The organism is Gilliamella sp. Fer4-1 (genome assembly GCF_001690515.1).
Taxonomy (GTDB): domain Bacteria; phylum Pseudomonadota; class Gammaproteobacteria; order Enterobacterales; family Orbaceae; genus Gilliamella; species Gilliamella apicola_C.
In genome coordinates this window covers 1-15,448 of the sequence record NZ_LZGZ01000215.1, presented here as the reverse complement: position 1 = coordinate 15,448, position 15,448 = coordinate 1, and the positions used below count along the sequence as shown (strand labels likewise).

The following is a 15,448-nucleotide window of genomic DNA, read 5'->3' as shown; positions in this document are numbered from 1 at the left end:
GTTCATAAAATTTATTCTTATACTAAAACATCTATTTCCCTGAAGATTTTTTATAAAAGAATGCTACAAATGCTTAATATAATTATAGAAATAACGATATACAGCAACGCAAAATTAACCTAAAAGCAAGCTAACTTGTATTCGTACTTGAATTCGCCTATAATGCCTAGATATTATATTTGTACTAACCACATTTGGGGCTGATTCTGGATTCGACGGGATTTGCGAAACCCAAGGTGCATGCCGAGGTGCGGTAGGCCTCGTAAATAAACCGCAAAAAAATAGTCGCAAACGACGAAAACTACGCACTAGCAGCTTAATAACCTGCATAGAGCCTTCTCTCCCTAGCCTCCGCTCGTAGGACGGGGATCAAGAGGAGTCAAACCTAAACGAGATCGTGTGGAAGCCTTGCTTGGGGCGGAAGCATTAAACTTAATCAAGCTAGTCAATCAGTAGCGTGTTTGTTCGCAGCGGGTTGATGAAATTTAAAAACAAACTACGCATGTAGTACCAAGGATGTAGAAATTTCGGACGCGGGTTCAACTCCCGCCAGCTCCACCAATTCAATAAACAGTAACATTCTTTAAAGCGCTTAAAGCCTGCCAAACCTAGTAACAACAGGTCTTAAAATCAATTTTATTATCCTGCAAGTATCAGTAATGTACATTCACAACCCAAATTTTTAGGTATACGGATGCAATATATCTCGTATACCTAAAATAATTATGGTAAGAAAAACACATCCATTAACAGACACTCAAATAAAAGCTGTCAAGCCAAGAGATAAAAATTACTCTTTATTTGATGTTGGTAGTATACATATCTTGGTTAAATTGAATAATTCTAAAATCAGGCGTTTATAATTATACACATGTGTATACCAGAAAAGGCGCATTAATTAGCTGTGGAAGTTATCCTTAGGCTTCATTACAGTAAGTGAGGTTCAAAGATAAACCTCAGTCGTGGTACGGTCGCTTAAACCTAACAATATTGAATTTTCAGCAAGAAAACGAATAAGCATTCAATATGATTTATACCTCCGCATTTGCTGATAAATACCTGCATTACTTATCCTTATGGTTATATGCTGCATATTATCTGATCAATATCTATGTTAAATCAATATAAGTAAAAATTTAGTATAGTGTTCAAACAATAGGCGGTGGATTATGCTTTATTTAATGCATGTTTAAGCGCGCCAAGTTTAGTCCATGATATCATGGACTAAGGCTGTGATGAGACAGTAAGAATGGTAAATCGGTATGATAAAAATTAGTCAGAAAACCAATTGATTTTATTTAAGTTTTTTTGTAATGGTGGGTGATGATATTCATTCTTTGACTAAAAATCTATCTCAAGTTTTGGTGAGGAGCATGCTACAGGAAGACTAAGTTAAATAACAGTTGATTATAGAGATTTACGCTGAAAATGATTAAATCAATATGATGTTTTTTGCATTGGCAATCAATAGAAGGAGTGGAGATTGTTCATAATTCTGTGTCAGTTTAATTCACAAAGAGAGCACCTTATCAAGACGATTAGAGAAAAATATCATCAACTGTGACAATGCTAAATTCAAATTTTGGGTTAGTATTGCCCGTATTTTCTTGCATTTGCCACCTCAAATACCACTGCTTGAGCAAGCTATTTTCATTTGTTTTGCAAATCGGCCAAAATAGATAACTAAAGATGCACCATTTCGTTTTCAGACAAATATAAACCTAATGCTTCCTTTTTCGCTGCTAAATTCAGGGCGAGTAGGGTATAAACCGCCTTGCTGCGATAATTCCCATTTTATTTTATATTACAAGGTATTAAAAGTAAGCAAATACACAAAATTATTTATAGGGCTAAATCTAGGATTGGATTGTCCTTTAATTACCATTTTTTCTGTTTGTGTTCTTCATTATAATTAAACCAAATGACTAAGCCTTTTGACACGATAACATCAAGAGTTCCTTCAACAATATTGTATTGGGTTTCACCGATAAACATATGACTAGTTGAACTTTTTTTGACATATTGATATGTCCATTGTATTTCATTTGAATTAATCTCTTTTCGAATTGTTGGCTCACCAAATAGTTTAATCATTTGTGATTCCGTTGTTGAACCTTCGACTATTTTGCTCACTTTTTCTTTATTTAATGGGGTTCCTTGTTCTAAAAAATTCTTTTTTGAGCAACTTGATAAAATTATGATAGATAAGAATGCAATAAGAAACTTTTTTAAATTTTTCATGTATCGTTGTTTAAAGTTAATTCTTTGATGTTTGCCAATAATAGCACATGTTGGGCAACGTTCAAGATGAGATTGTGTTGTTTATTATTGGCAAAATAAGGTAATAGTTAATTAGAATAGGCTGTTAATAATAAAAATATGGAAACAGTTATTTTGTTTCTTTATGTTTCCATATTTTCTTAATAGTGTTTTTTGTGTTCATTTTTTTATTATGGCTTAGTTGAAAGTTTATTCCTTGCTCTGTCGCAACACTCGCTTTATTGGCTGCTTAGTTTTTCGATCGATATAACGGCTAGGCCAAATTTGGTGAGGTTCTAAATTTAATTCTTTAGCAATAATAACCTCCCCTTTTGTCCATGGACGAACTAATGCATTGCTAAGCGTTGATGAGCTTAAACCGGATTGGCGTGATAGATTTGCAAGTGTTGTACCTTTCTTTTTTAGGGCGGCAATAATGTCTGCAGGATGCCAATCATTAGACTTTATTTTCATTTTTTATTTCCTCTTAGTTTATAACCTTGTATATCTATGTTATGCTCTTAAGTTACTAAAACGTGTAAGTTTATAATTGGACTTTAGCTAATAATAATTTTTTATTTCTTATTTATTGTATCAAAGTTTCTTTAATTTCTATAACTTTTTCTTATTTTGTTAAAGTGGGATAGTAAAAATGAAAGAGTGGTTCTCATCAAAAGAGCTATCAAATATTGCAGGGATGCCATCAACGATACAAGGGGTTAATCGAAAAGCGAGAGCTGAAAATTGGACAGCCCGAAAAAGAGTTGGTGTTCGCGGTAAGGCTGTAGAATATCATATAGGTAGTTTACCGCTTAATGTTAAAAAAGCGTTATATATTGAGGAAGAAAGTGCTAGTTATGTCGTTTCGCCGATCGAGCCTTTACAACTATGGATGACTGCGTTTGAACAGTTATCCGTTGATGAGCAATCTATTGTTGCTTCATGGTTGATGCGAAATGGTATTAAAGAATTTATTACTTTTATTAACAAACAGAAAAAAGATAATTAGTGTTATTGTGTAAGCTGCGATATACTTTAACCTATGTAGAGTTCAATTTAATTGCTATGGAATAACCAATGGAAAGTCAGTTTCAATTAACAAATAGTAAAGAAATTATTGTTTATTTATCTCAACAATTTCCTAATTGTTTTACCCTTGAAGGTGAAGCAAAACCATTAAAGATTGGAATTTTTCAAGATATACTTTCTCGTTTAAACGAGAATGAAGCGCTAAGTAAAACTAAGTTACGTGCTGCACTGAGAGCATACACAATGAGTTGGCGTTACTTATACAGTATAAAAGAAGGGGTTAATCGCGTTGATTTAGATGGAAACCCAAGTGAGGCGATTAACCAAGAACAGATGGAACATGCTCAACAACAGTTGAAAGAGAGTAAGGAAAAGGCTAAAGAGCGTTTTAAAGAACAAGCAAAAGAAAAACGTAAAACTACTCGTGCTCCCTCTAAAAAAACTAAAATTCTAAAAAATGGTGATTTTATTAGAGTTTTAATAGGTAAAAAACCTATAAAAGCGCAAATAATTAATATTGAAAAAGAGCAGATTAAAGTAAAGATTGGGGCAGGTATGGAATTAACGGTTAAACCTGAACATATTATCAATAAGTAGAGAATTTGAATGAATAAATTACTGAAAGGTATCATTGCTCTTGGTCTTATTTTGAGTGTTGCTGGTCAAAATGTTCAGGCAAAACCACAAAATAAAGAGCAAATTCCAGTTTTGAAGCAAGATGAGATCCACCAAGTTGTTGCTAAACGTGTAACTAATTTTTTTACTCAATCACATTATCGTAATTTTGCTTTAGATGGTGCTTTTTCTGCTCAGATTTTTGACCGCTATTTTAAATTATTAGATGGCAATAAGTTTATATTTATACAAAGCGATGTTGATAGCTTTCGAAATAGGCAAGAATCTTTAGGGCAAGAATTAATTGATGGCAATTTAAAAACAGCTTATGACATTTATAATCTTTTTTTACAAAAACGTTATAGCCGTTATCAATATGCACTTGAAGTTTTACAACGCCCAATGGATTTTTCTACCAATGATGAAGTTGATTTTAATCGTGAAGACATTGCTTGGCCAACTTCTGAAGCTGAACTTAATACTTATTGGAATAAGCGTGTTAAATATGACGAATTAAGTTTATCCTTATCAGGAAAAAATGAGAAAGAGATCCGCGAAGTTTTGACTAAACGTTATAATCGTGTTTTAAAGACGATAGTTCAATCAAATAATGAAGATGCTTTTCAGATTTTTATGAATGCATTTGCAAGAGAAATCGATCCCCATACTAGCTACTTGGCACCGCGTAAAAAACGAGATTTTGACTCTGAAATGAGTTTATCATTTGAAGGTATTGGCGCAACGTTAAGCCAGCAAGATGACTATACAGTAATTATGTCTTTTGTAACAGGTGGACCTGCAGAAAAAAGTAAGCTACTTTCTGTAGGCGATAAAATTATTGGTGTAGGTCAAAGCCGTTCTGCAATAGAAGATGTTATTGGTTGGCGTTTAGATGATATTGTCGATAAAATTCGTGGACCAAAAGGGACTATAGTTAAGTTAGAAATTTTACCAGCAGGTAACAATAGTAAGGCCAAAGTCATTGAGCTTACTCGTGATAAAATTCATTTTGAAGATCGTGAAGCGAAATTGAAGATCATTGATAATCAGCGCGGTAAAGTAGGGGTTATTGAAATACCGAGTTTCTACATGGGATTAACCGAAAAAGTGGAATCTCTTTTATCGAAAGCAAATAAAGAAAATTTGCAAGGTCTAGTCATTGATTTACGTGATAATGGCGGCGGTTCATTAACCGAAGTTATTAATTTGACTGGTTTATTTATTGATAGGGGACCAGTTGTTCAGGTTCGTGATAATTTACAAAAAGTCATCACTTACGATGACAAGAATAAAGGCATTGAGTATAGTGGGCCGCTTGTTGTCATGATTAATCGCTATAGTGCATCTGCTTCAGAGATATTTTCTGCAGCTATGCAAGATTATGGACGTGCATTAATTGTTGGCGAAACAACTTATGGGAAAGGAACTGTACAAACATCTCGTAACATTTCTTATCCAGTTGATGCGAGATTACACCCGAATTGGCCTGAATTGGGAGGAGCTCAATACACTATTCAGAAGTTTTATCGTATTAATGGTGGAAGCACTCAATTAAAAGGTGTTGAACCAGATATTGAAATGAATAAAATGAAGTATGCTGATAAGACAGGTGAACGATTCTTAGATAATGCGTTACCTTGGGATAAAATACCGTCAGCTAATTATTTGACTCTTGCCAATATCAAGTTACTGTTACCTGAGCTTGAATCATTGCACTTGGCTAGAATTTCAAAAAATCCTGAATTTATTTATATTGATGAAGATATTAAAAGGTTCAATGATCAAAAAGATCGCCAATATATTGTTTCGCTTAATAAAAATAAACGAGAAGCAGAACAAAAAACAAATGATGAACGCGATTTGAAAAGAATGAATGAGCGTTTAAAGAAGGCCGGTTTACCATCAATTAATAAATTAGACGATTTACCCAAAGATTATAAACAACCTGATGCTTACTTAGATGAATCTATCGAGATACTGCTTGATTTTGTGCCTAAATATCCGAAAATTGAAAGCAATAAATCTATTAACGAAATTATTTCGTTTGATTCACCGATCGAAAAGGCTAACTAATAATAAATAAGTGGAGGTAATAATAATGTGCTTAAATTTAAAATATGCATTGATCACAACAGTTGGCATACTAGCTGTACTAGCGACATTTGGTATTATTGTTTGTATGAATTAAAAAAGCTTGATTAATTATCTTGTGATTATTATAGTATGCAGCCTGCTTTAAAAAAAGCTGGCTCTAACAGTTAGGTGAGGTGTCCGAGTGGTTGAAGGAGCACGCCTGGAAAGTGTGTATACGGCAACGTATCAAGGGTTCGAATCCCTTCCTCACCGCCATATTTTGTTATTGAAGAATAGAACACTTAGTTCAACATTATTGTTAGAAGTAATCGTTAAGTTTGCTTTAACAAATTCTCTTTATTGAGGGTCGCTAGCTACAATAACAAATAATACCTTCCTCTCCTAGATTATTTGGAGCTACTATGGAAAATTTACGCACAGTTCAGGATTTTATACGCTGGACGGCATCACAACTTAGCCTATCAGATGTCTTTTTAGGGCACGGTACGGATAATCCTATTGATGAGTCTAAACAATTAATTTTGGCAACATTAGGATTATCGTTATTTGTCCCTGCAGAATTTTATTCCGCAAATCTGACCGATGAAGAAAAAAATCAACTGTTGGAGATTATTCATAAACGCATTAAAGATCGTGTGCCAACGCCTTATTTAACTAATCAAGCTTGGTTTTGTGGGCACGCTTTTTATGTTGATGAACGGGTATTAATTCCTCGTTCTCCTATTGGTGAATTAATTGATAACCATTTTAAACAGATAATATCCGCTGAACCTAAAAATATCTTAGATTTATGCGCGGGCAGTGGTTGTATTGGCATTGCTTGTGCTTATGAGTTTACCGATGCTCAAGTTGATATCACCGATATTTCATTAGAAGCATTAGATATTGCACAAACAAATATTGAAATGCACGAAATGGATTTTCGAGTTACGCCTATTTTGTCAGATCTATTTAATGATGTGCCTGTAAAACAATATGACCTAATTGTCACAAATCCACCTTACGTTGATAGTGAAGATATGAGTGATTTGCCTGACGAATTTTTATATGAACCTAAATTAGCATTAGAGGCAGGCGTTGATGGCTTAGATCTTGTAAAAAGAATTTTACGAGATGCGATAGATTATTTAACACCTGAGGGTGTATTAGTCTGTGAAGTTGGTAATAGTTGGGTTAGCCTACAGCAACAATACCCCAATGTACCTTTTAATTGGATTGAAACTAAGCATGGTGGACTGGGCGTATTTTCAATCACACGTGAAGCGCTGGTTCAATACCATTACTGTTTTAAATAAGCTGTTTTTAATAATTGGAATAAATTTATTATGGCAGGAAACTCAATTGGAAAATTATTTAAAGTGACCACATTTGGAGAATCGCATGGCATCGCATTAGGATGCGTTGTTGACGGTGTTCCTCCTGGACTTGCTTTAACTGAATCGGATATGCAATATGATCTTGACCGTCGTCGACCTGGCTCATCTCGTTATACCACTCAACGCCGTGAAGCAGATCAAGTCAAGATTTTATCAGGCGTGTTTGAGGGTGTTACAACAGGCACAAGTATTGGTTTGCTTATTGAAAATACTGATCAACGCTCCCAAGATTATAGCAAAATAAAAGATGTATTTAGACCAAGTCATGCTGACTATACCTATCAAAATAAATATGGTATACGCGATTATCGTGGTGGAGGTCGCTCTTCTGCCCGTGAAACAGCCATGCGGGTTGCTGCAGGCGCTATTGCTAAAAAGTATCTACAAGAAAAGCTTGGCGTAACTATTCGTGGTTATTTAGCTCAAATGGGCGATGTAAAATGCGAATTAAAAGATTGGCAACAAGTTGAACAAAACCCATTTTTTTGCGCTGATGAAAGTAAATTAAAAGAACTTGATCAGTTACTTAGAGCGCTAAAAAAAGAAGGCGACTCAATTGGCGCTAAAGTTTGTATTGTTGCCGAAAATGCTCCAGTAGGACTTGGTGAACCCGTATTTGACAAATTAGATGCTGAACTTGCACATGCGTTAATGAGTATTAATGCAGTGAAGGGCGTTGAAATTGGTGATGGTTATGCAGTTGTTAATAAACGAGGCAGTGAAAATCGAGATGAAATAACCAAGCAAGGTTTTTTATCTAACCATGCTGGCGGTATTTTAGGGGGGATTAGTTCAGGGCAAACGATATTAGCAAGTATAGCCTTAAAGCCGACGCCAAGTATTGAAATTGCTGGTCAATCAATCAATATTTATGGTGAACAAGTTGAAGTTTCAACCCATGGACGACATGATCCTTGTGTGGGAATACGTGCAGTACCCATAGCTGAAGCAATGGTTGCTATTGTGCTAATGGATCATTATTTACGTTACCGAGCTCAATGTAGCGATGTAAATCAGCTATGAGCTATGAATTACTTATCTTACTGTTTGTCATTGCTACTTTAGCGGGATTTATTGATTCAATTGCGGGTGGTGGTGGTTTATTAACTGTGCCAGCTTTACTAGCAGTTGGCTTACCGCCTGCAAGTGCATTGGCTACAAATAAATTACAAAGTTGTGGGGGATCATTTTCGGCTAGCTTATATTTTATTCGTCAGCGCATGGTGGATCTAACACAACAAAAATGGGCAATTGCTTTTGCTTTTATTGGCTCTGCAATGGGTTCATTATCAGTGATGCATGTCCAAGTTGATTTTTTGAAACTATTATTGCCTATTTTAACCATCGGAGTTGGGCTTTATTTTTTACTATCTCCAACCATTGGTGAAAACGATCGAAAAAGCCAACTTACACTTATCCAATTTGCTTTTGTTCCTGCTTTGGGTATTGGGTTTTATGATGGTTTTTTTGGACCTGGTGCTGGTTCGTTTTATGCTTTAGCCTATATTACATTGGCAGGCTTTAATTTAACCAAAGCAACCGCGCATACCAAAGTGCTAAACTTTACCTCAAATTTAGCTGGCTTGCTATTTTTTATTGTCGGTGGCGAAGTGGTATGGTCGCTTGGGCTTGTAATGCTAGTCGGTCAATTTATAGGTGCTAGAATTGGCGCTAAGATGGCTCTTACCAAAGGTCGCAAATTAATCAGGCCCATGCTAATTACCGTTTCAACTCTTATGAGTATCAAATTGATTTATGAAAATTTTTTTAATTTATTTCCAGTTAAATAATTAGCGCTTTGCTCTATTTTAATATTAATTGTGCGTTAGTGGCTTTGGCTAATATAACTAAAGCGATTTTATCGTTCAGTCAGTCGCATCTCTTTTCATTTTTCTCGACTAATCGCAAGTGAGCTATTGTTAAAAAATTTTAGAAAATTATATGTTTCAGTATAAAAGTGGAAACAATTATTCACTTCACTTAAATATTATTTAGTATATATTTGTATTAATTAAGATAGTTTGTGATAACACTGTTAACTAACATTATGAAACTTCAACAATTACGCTATATTTTAGAAATTGCTCGTTCGGGTTCAATTAATGAAGCGGCTAAGAATCTGTATATTACTCAGCCAAGTTTATCAACGGCAGTGAAAGATTTAGAAACTGAATTTGGCATTGAAATTTTTGTGCGTAGCTCTAAAGGTGTTTCTTTGTCGCCAGATGGCGTTGAGTTTTTAGGATATGCTAAGCAAGTATTAGATCAAGCCGAGTTATTAGAACAACACTATTCCAAAAAAGAGCCTTCTAAGCAATTATGTAGCATATCTACTCAGCATTATGCGTTTGCGGTGAATGCTTTTGTTAATTTAATTAAAAAAAACCATACTGATGAGTACGAGTTTACTTTAAGAGAAACAAAAACCCATGATATTATCACCGATGTTGCCAATTTGCGCAGTGAAGTTGGCATTTTATACCTAACGGATTTCAATCAAAAGGTCATTTTACGTTTACTAAAAGAGCATCGATTAACATTTTATCCACTTTTCGAAGCGCATCCTCATGTATTTATCAGTACTCACCATCCATTAGCTGAAATGAAATCATTAACGTTAGATGATTTAGAAGATTACCCTTACCTCTCTTTTGAGCAAGGTGAGTATAACTCATTTTATTTTTCAGAAGAGATTTTAAGTACGGTTTACCATAAAAAAAGTATTCATGTGAGTGATAGGGCAACTTTGTTTAATCTATTGCATGGACTTAATGGTTATACTATTAGCACTGGGGTGTTAAGTACCGATTTAAATGGATCTGATATTTTATCAATACCGTTAGATGTAGAAGAAAAAATCCTAATTGGCTGGATCACCTCACAAAAAGCGCAATTAAGTATATCAGCGCAAAATTATATTGAAGCGCTTAAAAAACTCATTCAAGAAGAATATGGTTTTAAGTTGAAATAAGGTTGTTAAATTAAGAATAAATCGAATTGCTATTTTAATAAATTCTAGTATAATTGCGCGTAATTCATATAGCTACTAATATAGCTACTATATGAATATCGAGGAATGTCTGAATTAGAGATCGGTCATTCCGTATTTTATTTTGATTTTAAGAGGTTTGTTATGTCTCTAACTGTAGAAGCTAAAGCGAAAATCGTTGCCGAATATGGGCGAGGAACTAACGACACTGGTTCAACTGAAGTTCAAGTTGCTCTTTTGACTGCACGTATCAATGATTTACAAGGTCATTTTTCTGAGCACAAGAAAGATCATCATAGTCGTCGTGGTTTATTACGTATGGTGTCTAGTCGTCGTAAATTATTAGATTATTTACGTCGTAAAGATATTGAACGTTATAGTCAATTGATTAAGAAACTAGGTTTACGTCGCTAATTCATAATCTACTTGAAAAGAGGCTTAGGCCTCTTTTTCGTTGTGAAAAAACAGCGTTCTGATATAATGTAGAGCACGAAAATAAAAATTAACATTTTATGTAATTCAACAAAGTGAAGATTGTGTCTCATGTTTCGCGCGACTAATGAGAGCTTTATAACTTATAGATTTGTCATTAGTCGTGACAGTGAAATAATCTTTTTGTTGAAAGTATCCCCCACATCGTTGAAGAGAATATCAATAAGAGTAGTGTAATGTTACTCCCAGTCGAAATATCAAACTTCAACATAATAAATAACAAGAGGACATTATTTTGTTTAACCCGACTTCTCAAAAATTTCAATATGGCCGTCATACAGTAACTTTAGAAACTGGTATTATGGCTCGTCAAGCAACGGCAGCTGTTATGGTGAATATGGATGATACCGCCGTATTTGTTACCGTTGTTGCCAATAAAAAAGTGAAAGAAGGTCAAGACTTCTTCCCACTAACAGTTAATTACCAAGAACGTACCTATGCAGCTGGGCGTATTCCTGGTGGTTTTTTTAAACGAGAAGGTCGTCCAAGTGAAGGTGAAACCTTAATTGCACGTTTGATTGACCGTCCACTTCGCCCATTATTCCCTGAAGGGTTTGTTAATGAAATCCAAATTATTGCGACCGTGGTTTCAGTAAATCCTGATGTGAGCCCAGACTTAGTTGCTATGATTGGTGCTTCTGCTGCGCTTTGCTTATCAGGTGTGCCATTCCATGGTCCTATTGGTGCTGCGCGTGTAGGCTTTATTAATGATGAATTTGTCTTAAATCCATCTGTAAAAGAATTGGCTAAAAGTCGTTTAGATTTAGTGGTTGCTGGAACTAAAAGTGCAGTCTTAATGGTTGAATCTGAAGCTGATTTACTTACTGAAGATCAAATGTTAGCAGCGGTGGTATTTGGTCATGAACAACAACAAGTTGTTATTGACAATATTAATGAATTTGTAAAAAAAGCCAATTGCGAAAAATGGGATTGGGTAGCACCAGCTAAAAACGAAGCATTATATAATGCGATTGTTGAGCTAGCTAAAGAGCGTTTAGGTGAAGCTTATCGTATTACCGAAAAACAAGCGCGTTATGCACAAATTGATTTAATCAAAGAAGAAGTGTTAGCTACGTTAAAAGAACAAAATGAAGAGCTCGATGAAAACGAAGCGATTAATATTATTGTCGATTTAGAAAGCCAAATTGTTCGTCAACGTGTGATTGCCGGTGAGCCACGTATTGATGGTCGTGAAAAAGATATGATTCGTGCGCTTGATATTCGTACTAATGTTTTACCAAGAACACATGGTAGCGCATTGTTTACGCGTGGCGAAACGCAAGCATTAGTTACGGCGACTTTAGGTACTGAACGCGATGCACAAATCATAGATGAGTTAACAGGCGAATATACTGAGCGCTTCTTACTTCATTATAACTTTCCTCCATATTCTGTTGGTGAAACAGGTATGGTCGGCTCTCCAAAACGTCGAGAAATCGGTCATGGTCGTTTAGCTAAACGTGGTGTTGCTGCGGTAATGCCAAGTAAGGAAGAATTCCCATACACTGTGCGTGTGGTTTCTGAAATCACTGAGTCAAATGGTTCGTCTTCAATGGCTTCGGTTTGTGGCGCTTCGCTTGCGCTTATGGATGCCGGTGTGCCAATTAAGTCTTCTGTTGCTGGTATTGCAATGGGGCTAGTGAAAGAAGGCGATCAGTTTGTTGTGTTATCTGATATTTTAGGTGATGAAGATCATCTTGGTGATATGGATTTTAAAGTAGCCGGTACCCGTGACGGTGTAAGTGCGCTTCAAATGGATATCAAGATTGAAGGTATCACTAAAGAAATTATGCAAGTTGCATTAAATCAAGCTAAAGGTGCTCGTTTGCATATTTTAGGTGTGATGGAGCAAGCAATTAACCAACCTCGTCAAGAGATTTCTGAATTTGCTCCTCGTATTTATACGATGAATGTTAATCCAGATAAGATCCGCGATATTATTGGTAAAGGTGGTGCAACAATTCGTGCCTTAACCGAAGAGACAGGTACAACCATTGAAATTGCAGATGATGGTACCGTTAAGATTGCAGCCTCTGATGGAAATAAAGCTAAAGATGCTATGGCTCGCATTACTAACTTGGTTGCTGATGTTGAAATAGGTAAAATTTATACAGGAAAAGTAACTAGAATTGTTGACTTTGGTGCTTTTGTCTCTGTTATCGGTGGAAAGGAAGGGCTAGTCCACGTTTCCCAAATAGCTGATCATCGAGTCGAAAAAGTGGCTGATTATCTAAAAGTAGGCCAAGAAGTCAATGTCAAAGTGCTTGAAATTGATCGCCAAGGTAGAATCCGTCTGAGTATGAAAGATGCTGTTGAGCCAGCGGTAGAAATAGCTCCGACTGCAGAATAAACATATTATTCACTAGGGGGATAAAAGTGAGATTATTCAACCTGAGGACTGTATACTGCTTTTTACTGGCTGTTATTCTTTTATCGGGTTGTACTAACTCTCAGCTCTTGCTGGCTGTTCCTGAGCAAGTTTCTTATGATGATGAGTTAAAAATTGCTCAGATCAGCCAACAGCTATCTCAAAAAAATATTGACACTGCAACGCGTATGCAGCTCATTTTTCAGCGTGGAATTGTTTACGATTCATTAGGGTTTAAAGCTTTTGCACAAAGTGATTTTTCTTATTTGTTAAATTTTAACCCTGGAATTCCTGATGTTTATAATTTTTTGGGAACTTATGCTCTGCGAGAAGGTAATTTTGATGAGGCTTTAACGTCCTTTAATACTACATTAGAGCTTGATCCTACTTATGCTTATGCCTATTTAAATCGGGCAATTACCTTGTATCGCACTGGGCATTACCAAGCAGCAGAACGTGATGCATTGCAGTTTTATCAATATGATGTGAATGAACCTATCAGGATTTTATGGCTTTATTTGATCGAAAAGGAAACAGACAATAAGTCTGCGCAAAATGAGCTACAAAAACGTTATGAGCTGATTAATGATAAAACGAGTTACAGTGGTAGTATTATTGCATTTTATTTAGGAAAAATAAGTGAGCCTAAATTAATGCAAAACCTTCAAGAAGGCGTTGAGAGTAATCGGCAGTTAGCCGAACGCCTTTGTGAAGCCTACTTTTACTTAGGTAAGTATTACCAAAGTAAAGGTGACGACGAGCGTGCCAAAATGTTATTTAAATATGCTTTAGCAAATAATATTTATAATTATGTTGAACATCAACAGGCACTCTATGAAATGAAGTTACTTGAAGAAAAGTAACAAGGGTCATGCCAGTTTTAAAAGTGAAAATGTCGTTATAGCGTATTCTGATTTGCCAGTAATATATTCTTAACATTGAATAATGCTGTTAGCTTTATTTTCGATTATATAAACGTTAATTAGTTTTAAATCTATTTTGTTTTATATCGAATCGTTGTTAAGTCAATATCGGCAGTTAGTTATTGGGGTTAGTTGTAAATTTTCAATTTAGTGAGCTGGCATAAATTTATATTTGCTTTGTTTATTTGCTTGGCAAAATAAGATAGTTAACTATTGATGTTTATTCATAAATATTAATATCTTTGCCAACGAAATAAACAAGTTTATATATTCAAAATTTATAAGCGAGTTTACATGACAAAAGAAGTTTCTTTTATTGACCTTGGTTTATCCGAGGATATCCTTAACGCCTTAAATGATCTTGGTTTTAGCAAACCATCACCTATCCAATCTGAGTGTATTCCTCTATTATTAGATGGTAATGATGTATTGGGTATGGCACAAACAGGTAGTGGTAAAACAGCTGCGTTTTCAATTCCTTTTTTAATGAATATTGATGCAAATTTAAAAGCACCACAACTTTTAGTTTTAGCACCAACACGAGAATTAGCGATACAAGTTGCTGATGCTTGCTCTGAATATTCAAAATATATGAAAGGAGTAAAAGTTCTTGCTTTATATGGTGGGCAACGCTACGACGTCCAGTTACGTGCCTTAAAACAAGGTCCACAAATTGTGGTTGGCACACCAGGACGTTTACTCGATCATTTAAATCGCAAAACATTGGATCTTTCCAATCTAAAAGGTTTAGTACTTGATGAAGCAGATGAAATGCTAAGAATGGGATTTATTGATGATGTAGAAAGCATCATGGCAACGATCCCAGAAGATCATCAAACAGCATTATTTTCGGCAACAATGCCAGCACCAATTCGTCGTATTACTAAACGATTTATGCATAATCCAAAGGAAGTTCAAATTAAAGGGACTAATCAAACAGCACCTGATATTGATCAAAGTTATTGGCTTGTTCGTGGTATGCGTAAAAACGAAGCGATTGTTCGCTTCTTAGAAGCAGAAGATTTTGATGCCGCTATCATATTTGTTCGAACAAAATCAGCCACTTTAGATGTAGCTGATGTACTTGAAAAAAATGGTTATAGTTGCTCTGCTTTAAATGGCGATATGACACAACAATTACGAGAACAGACCTTAGATCGCTTACGTAACGGTCGGCTTGATATTTTAATTGCAACTGATGTTGCTGCTCGTGGGCTAGATGTTGAGCGTATTAGTTTAGTTATCAATTATGATATCACATTAGATTCTGAATCTTATGTTCACCGTATTGGACGAACAGGTC

General features: G+C 35.3%; 14 protein-coding genes, 1 tRNA gene and 1 other RNA gene. 14 read left to right on the top strand and 2 right to left on the bottom strand.

Features of this window, described 5'->3' with window-relative positions:
- The first annotated feature begins 196 nt into the window (after nt 1-196).
- Nucleotides 197-561: a transfer-messenger RNA gene (gene ssrA / locus A9G30_RS07870) on the top strand.
- A gap of 1,317 nt (nt 562-1,878) precedes the next feature.
- Here ssrA and bamE read toward each other — a convergent pair.
- Nucleotides 1,879-2,241 carry an outer membrane protein assembly factor BamE domain-containing protein gene (gene bamE, locus A9G30_RS07865; RefSeq protein ID WP_065588595.1) on the bottom strand — a complete coding sequence of 121 codons (363 nt, stop codon included), beginning with the start codon at nt 2,239-2,241 and terminating at the stop codon, nt 1,879-1,881.
- Nucleotides 2,242-2,469: 228 nt separating this feature from the next.
- Nucleotides 2,470-2,733, bottom strand: a complete 264-nt coding sequence (locus A9G30_RS07860; protein WP_065567231.1) for a helix-turn-helix domain-containing protein — start codon at nt 2,731-2,733, stop codon at nt 2,470-2,472.
- Nucleotides 2,734-2,911: 178 nt separating this feature from the next.
- On the opposite strand from A9G30_RS07860, the gene A9G30_RS07855 reads away from it, so the two are divergent.
- The 13 genes from A9G30_RS07855 to A9G30_RS07800 form a co-directional block, all read left to right on the top strand.
- Nucleotides 2,912-3,268, top strand: coding sequence for a DNA-binding protein (locus tag A9G30_RS07855; RefSeq protein WP_065567230.1), 357 nt, complete (start codon nt 2,912-2,914; stop codon nt 3,266-3,268).
- Between the two features lie 68 nt (nt 3,269-3,336).
- Entirely contained in the window at nt 3,337-3,885 is a 549-nt protein-coding gene (gene proQ / locus A9G30_RS07850; protein ID WP_065588594.1) for an RNA chaperone ProQ, read from the top strand.
- A 9-nt stretch (nt 3,886-3,894) separates the two neighbouring features.
- Complete coding sequence (gene prc, locus A9G30_RS07845) at nt 3,895-5,976, top strand: carboxy terminal-processing peptidase (RefSeq protein ID WP_065588593.1); 2,082 nt, start codon at nt 3,895-3,897, stop codon at nt 5,974-5,976.
- 25 nt (nt 5,977-6,001) lie between these two features.
- Nucleotides 6,002-6,091: a cytochrome bd-I oxidase subunit CydH gene (gene cydH / locus A9G30_RS13635; protein WP_141672040.1), complete on the top strand. Its 90-nt coding sequence runs from the start codon at nt 6,002-6,004 to the stop codon at nt 6,089-6,091.
- Between the two features lie 73 nt (nt 6,092-6,164).
- Nucleotides 6,165-6,252: transfer RNA gene (locus tag A9G30_RS07840), tRNA-Ser, on the top strand.
- A 146-nt stretch (nt 6,253-6,398) separates the two neighbouring features.
- Nucleotides 6,399-7,292: a 50S ribosomal protein L3 N(5)-glutamine methyltransferase gene (gene prmB, locus A9G30_RS07835; RefSeq protein WP_065588592.1), complete on the top strand. Its 894-nt coding sequence runs from the start codon at nt 6,399-6,401 to the stop codon at nt 7,290-7,292.
- A 30-nt stretch (nt 7,293-7,322) separates the two neighbouring features.
- Entirely contained in the window at nt 7,323-8,396 is a 1,074-nt protein-coding gene (gene aroC / locus A9G30_RS07830; protein WP_065588591.1) for a chorismate synthase, read from the top strand.
- The gene (locus A9G30_RS07825; protein WP_065588590.1) at nt 8,393-9,163 is read left to right on the top strand and encodes a TSUP family transporter; all 771 of its coding nucleotides are present in this window, start codon (nt 8,393-8,395) and stop codon (nt 9,161-9,163) included. Before aroC ends, A9G30_RS07825 begins: the two co-directional genes overlap by 4 nt.
- A gap of 257 nt (nt 9,164-9,420) precedes the next feature.
- Entirely contained in the window at nt 9,421-10,344 is a 924-nt protein-coding gene (locus A9G30_RS07820; protein WP_065567224.1) for a LysR family transcriptional regulator, read from the top strand.
- 162 nt (nt 10,345-10,506) lie between these two features.
- A complete protein-coding gene (rpsO, locus tag A9G30_RS07815; RefSeq protein WP_065567223.1) occupies nt 10,507-10,776 on the top strand; it encodes a 30S ribosomal protein S15 in 270 nt (89 codons plus the stop codon).
- A gap of 313 nt (nt 10,777-11,089) precedes the next feature.
- The gene (pnp, locus tag A9G30_RS07810) at nt 11,090-13,204 is read left to right on the top strand and encodes a polyribonucleotide nucleotidyltransferase (RefSeq protein WP_065588589.1); all 2,115 of its coding nucleotides are present in this window, start codon (nt 11,090-11,092) and stop codon (nt 13,202-13,204) included.
- 26 nt (nt 13,205-13,230) lie between these two features.
- Nucleotides 13,231-14,085 carry a lipoprotein NlpI gene (gene nlpI, locus A9G30_RS07805; protein WP_065567221.1) on the top strand — a complete coding sequence of 285 codons (855 nt, stop codon included), beginning with the start codon at nt 13,231-13,233 and terminating at the stop codon, nt 14,083-14,085.
- A gap of 354 nt (nt 14,086-14,439) precedes the next feature.
- On the top strand, nt 14,440-15,448 hold a 1,009-nt coding region (locus tag A9G30_RS07800), incomplete at its 3' end, for a DEAD/DEAH box helicase (protein ID WP_141672039.1).

Excerpts from the sequence above, each read along its gene's own strand:
- bamE (WP_065588595.1), bottom strand. The coding sequence starts at position 2,241 with ATGAAAAATTTAAAAAAGTTTCTTATTGCATTCTTATCTATCATAATT.
- A9G30_RS07860 (WP_065567231.1), bottom strand. The coding sequence starts at position 2,733 with ATGAAAATAAAGTCTAATGATTGGCATCCTGCAGACATTATTGCCGCC.
- A9G30_RS07855 (WP_065567230.1), top strand. The coding sequence starts at position 2,912 with ATGAAAGAGTGGTTCTCATCAAAAGAGCTATCAAATATTGCAGGGATG.
- proQ (WP_065588594.1), top strand. The coding sequence starts at position 3,337 with ATGGAAAGTCAGTTTCAATTAACAAATAGTAAAGAAATTATTGTTTAT.
- prc (WP_065588593.1), top strand. The coding sequence starts at position 3,895 with ATGAATAAATTACTGAAAGGTATCATTGCTCTTGGTCTTATTTTGAGT.
- cydH (WP_141672040.1), top strand. The coding sequence starts at position 6,002 with ATGTGCTTAAATTTAAAATATGCATTGATCACAACAGTTGGCATACTA.
- prmB (WP_065588592.1), top strand. The coding sequence starts at position 6,399 with ATGGAAAATTTACGCACAGTTCAGGATTTTATACGCTGGACGGCATCA.
- aroC (WP_065588591.1), top strand. The coding sequence starts at position 7,323 with ATGGCAGGAAACTCAATTGGAAAATTATTTAAAGTGACCACATTTGGA.
- A9G30_RS07825 (WP_065588590.1), top strand. The coding sequence starts at position 8,393 with ATGAGCTATGAATTACTTATCTTACTGTTTGTCATTGCTACTTTAGCG.
- A9G30_RS07820 (WP_065567224.1), top strand. The coding sequence starts at position 9,421 with ATGAAACTTCAACAATTACGCTATATTTTAGAAATTGCTCGTTCGGGT.
- rpsO (WP_065567223.1), top strand. The coding sequence starts at position 10,507 with ATGTCTCTAACTGTAGAAGCTAAAGCGAAAATCGTTGCCGAATATGGG.